This is a genomic window from Pseudomonas folii, from assembly GCF_014357575.1.
In the GTDB taxonomy this organism is placed as follows: Bacteria; Pseudomonadota; Gammaproteobacteria; order Pseudomonadales; family Pseudomonadaceae; genus Aquipseudomonas; species Aquipseudomonas folii.
This window is the reverse complement of sequence record NZ_JACONW010000264.1, coordinates 1-3724: the sequence shown is the minus strand read 5'-3', so window position 1 is coordinate 3724 and position 3724 is coordinate 1. Positions and strand designations below refer to the sequence as shown.

Genomic DNA, 3724 nt, shown 5'->3' with positions numbered 1-3724 from the left:
GTCATGAGGCAGGGCTCACAACCCCTCCGACACCCAGACCCGCTGCGCGCTGTGATGCAGGATCCCGTGTCTGCGCGCCAGGGCCTGGCGGTCTTTGCTGTAGCCGCCGCCGATCACCCCCATGACCGGGATGTTGCGCCCGATGCAGTGGCGCAACACCGCTTCGTCGCGGGCGGCCACTCCGGCGTCGGTCAGTTTGAGATAACCCAGGGCGTCATCCTGATGGACATCGACGCCCGCATCGTAAAGCACCAGGTCCGGCTGATGGAACGGCAACAGGTAGTTAAGCGTGTCATCGACGACTTTCAGGTATTCGCCATCACCCATGCCCATCGGCAGCGGGATGTCCCAATCGCTTTCGGCTTTGCGCGCCGGAAAGTTCTTTTCGCAATGCAGCGACACAGTGATCGCGTCCTCGGTAGCCGCGAGAATCCGAGCCGTGCCGTCGCCCTGATGCACGTCGCAATCGAAAATCAGGACTTTGCCGACGCGGCCGCTTTGCAGCAGGTAATGACTGATCACCGCCAGATCATTAAAAATGCAGAATCCGGCGGGGTAGTCGTAATGCGCGTGGTGGGTGCCTCCCGCCAGATGACACGCCAGCCCATGCTGAAGGGCCTGTTCAGCGGTCAGCAGCGAACCGCCCACGGCGCGTACCGTGCGCCGCGCCAGGTCCTCGCTCCACGGCAGACCGAGACGTCGCTGGTCTTCGCGGGATAAGTCACCTTCCATGTAACGACGTATGTAAGAGGGGTCATGAGCCAGTGCCAGAATGTCGTTCGGGCATATCTGCGGTCGCAGCAAGGCGGCGTCGCTGGTCAGGCCGCTGTCGATCAGGTGATCGTGCAGCAGGCGGAACTTGTCCATGGGAAAACGATGATCAGCCGGGAAGTCCGGGCTGTAATCCTCGTGATAGATGAGCGGCAGGGACATTTCGGGTCCGTTCAAGGGTCGAAGCCGGATAGTGCCAGCATTGCCCCTGAACGCCCAGCTTTGTGAAACAACGCAAGGCTACACTGGCCGACACAGTGACTGACCGGTTAATGGAGAAACCGATGGAGCCGATTCTTAAACTCGAGAGTGCGCGATTGATGATGCGCCAATGGCGGGATGACGATTTACAGGCGTTTGCCGACATGTGTGCGGACCCCAATGTCATGCGCTATTTTCCTGAGCCTTTGAGTTATCTGGAAAGTGCTGCACTGATCGGCCGCATACGCGGGGACTTTGCTGAGCTGGGATTTGGCTTGTGGGCGCTGGAGCGCAAGGACACCGGCCAGTTCATTGGCTTCACCGGGCTGGGCGTGGTGAATTTTGAATCACACTTTACCCCGGCGATAGAGATTGGCTGGCGTCTGGCTCGTGAGCACTGGGGGTTTGGTTACGCCAGCGAAGCTGCCTGGACGGCGTTGGGCTGTGGTTTTGAGCATTTGGGTGTGGACGAGATCGTGTCGTTCACGGCGCAAACCAATGAGCTTTCGCAGAAAGTGATGCAGGCAATTGGCATGACCACGGACCCGGTCGATGACTTCGAACATCCGAACGTCCCGTCAGGACATCCGTTGCAACCCCACGTGCTGTATCGCATCACTCGCCAACAATGGCTGGATACGCTGCAAGCTTGAAGGGGCTGAAGCCGTTAAATTCTGTATCATTTCAGCTTTTGTCACGCTTGATAGGCGGGCGAACCGTTTGTGCGAGGAGTAATGAATGAGTCAAGTGTTGGATGATCTGGTGGCGCTGTTAAGCCTGGAGCCGATTGAAGAAAACCTGTTCCGTGGCCGCAGTCAGGACCTTGGCTTTCGCCAGCTGTTTGGCGGTCAGGTTCTGGGCCAGTCGCTGTCGGCCGCCAGCCAGACCGTTGAAGACGCAAGGCACGTGCACTCTTTGCACGGTTATTTCCTGCGTCCGGGGGATGCCGGTTTGCCGGTGGTTTATCAGGTGGATCGGGTTCGCGATGGCGGCAGCTTCAGCACGCGCCGGGTGACGGCGATCCAGAAAGGCCAGCCGATCTTTACCTGCAGCGCTTCGTTCCAATACGACGAGCAGGGTTTTGAGCATCAGACGTCGATGCCGCAAATCGTCGGTCCGGAAAACCTGCCTTCAGAGCTGGAGCTGATGCAGCAACGGGCGCACCTGATTCCTGAGTCCATGCGCGACAAGATGCTCTGCCCCAAGCCTATCGAGTTTCGCCCGGTTACTGCTCTCGATCCTTACAACCCCCAGCCAACCGAGCCGGTGAAGTACATCTGGTTCCGCACCGACGGCACGCTGCCGGAAGTGCCTGCGATGCACAAATACCTGATGGCTTACGCGTCGGACTTCAACCTGCTGACTACTTCCTTGCTGCCCCATGGCAAGACGGTCTGGCAGAAGGATATGCAGGTCGCCAGCCTCGACCATTCGCTGTGGTTCCACGGTGATCTGCGTGCGGATGACTGGTTGCTGTATGCCATGGACAGTCCATGGGCTGGCAATTCCCGTGGTTTCTCTCGTGGCAGCGTCTACAACCGCGCCGGGCAACTGGTGGCATCGGTCAGCCAGGAAGGTTTGATTCGTCATCGCAAGGACTGGGCATGAGTCTTTCCGGAATTCGCCACTGGGTATTCGATATGGATGGCACGCTAACCGTGGCCGCCCATGATTTCCCGGCGATCAAGCGTGCGCTGGATATCCCGCAGGATCACGACATCCTCGGGCATCTCGCGACGTTGCCTGCCGATGTCGCCGCAGCCAAGCATGCCTGGCTGTTGGAGCATGAGCGGGAACTGGCCCTGGCCTCACAAGCTGCGCCCGGTGCGGTTGAACTGGTGCGGGATCTGGCCGGGCGTGGTTATCGTCTGGGCATCCTGACCCGCAACGCCCGGGAGCTGGCCCATGTGACGCTGGAGGCCATCGGTCTGGCGGAGTGCTTTGCGGTGGAGGATGTTCTCGGTCGCGACGAAGCACCGCATAAACCGGATCCTGCGGGATTACTGCACTTCGCCAACGCCTGGCAGGTGCCTGCCGCGCAGATGGTCATGGTGGGGGATTACCGCTTTGACCTGGATTGCGGGCGTGCGGCGGGCACCAAGACCATTCTGGTCAACCTGCCGGAAAACCCTTGGCCGGAGTTGGCCGACTGGCATGCGCAGGATTGTGGGGAGATAAGGGCTTTGCTGAGTCATGTGAGCTGAGATGCAATCCCTGTGGAAGATTCTATGTTTCCCCACGTCATCAGTGAATCCTGTGGGAGCTGGGCTTGCCCGCGATGAGCGATAACGCGGTGCATGTCTGCAAACCGGTCTGCGCGCCTCGCGAACAAGTTCGCTCCTACCGGTCCCGCGGCCATGCGCCAACCTCGGTAGGACCGAATTCATTCGGGAGGGCTGAATTTCAGGCGATACACAGGCTGGGGATGCACCGCCCCCCCTCGCGAACAAGTTCGCTCCTACCGGTCCAGCGGCCATGCGCCAACCTCGGTAGGACCGAATTCATTCGGGAGGGCTGAATTTCAGGCGATACACAGGCTGCGGATGCACCGCCCCCCTCGCGAACAAGTTCGCTCCTACCGGTCCAGCGTCCATGCGCCAACCTCGGTAGGACCGAATTTATTCGGGAGGGCTGAATTTCAGGCGATACACAGGCTGCGGATGCACCATCCCCCCTCGCGAACAAGTTCGCTCCTACCGGTCCAGCGGCCATGCGCCAACCTTGGTAGGACCGGATTCATTCGGGAGGGCTG

At 59.8% G+C, this 3724-nt stretch carries 4 protein-coding genes; 3 read left to right on the top strand and 1 reads right to left on the bottom strand.

The annotated features are described in order from the left end of the window. Positions 1-15: 15 nt before the first annotated feature. Complete coding sequence (locus H8S59_RS26425) at positions 16-933, bottom strand: histone deacetylase family protein (protein ID WP_187523319.1); 918 nt, start codon at positions 931-933, stop codon at positions 16-18. A gap of 122 nt (positions 934-1055) precedes the next feature. Here H8S59_RS26425 and H8S59_RS26420 point away from each other — a divergent pair, with 122 nt between their 5' ends. The 3 genes from H8S59_RS26420 to H8S59_RS26410 all read left to right on the top strand — a co-directional run bounded on the left by H8S59_RS26420 (position 1056) and on the right by H8S59_RS26410 (position 3176). Further along, entirely contained in the window at positions 1056-1625 is a 570-nt protein-coding gene (locus H8S59_RS26420) for a GNAT family N-acetyltransferase (RefSeq protein ID WP_095101780.1), read from the top strand. A gap of 85 nt (positions 1626-1710) precedes the next feature. Beyond that, positions 1711-2580 (top strand): acyl-CoA thioesterase II, encoded by an 870-nt coding sequence (tesB, locus tag H8S59_RS26415; RefSeq protein WP_095101778.1) that lies wholly within the window; start codon positions 1711-1713, stop codon positions 2578-2580. After that, positions 2577-3176 (top strand): HAD family hydrolase, encoded by a 600-nt coding sequence (locus H8S59_RS26410; protein WP_187523318.1) that lies wholly within the window; start codon positions 2577-2579, stop codon positions 3174-3176. The genes tesB and H8S59_RS26410 overlap by 4 nt, the downstream gene beginning before the upstream one ends. Positions 3177-3724: the final 548 nt, after the last annotated feature.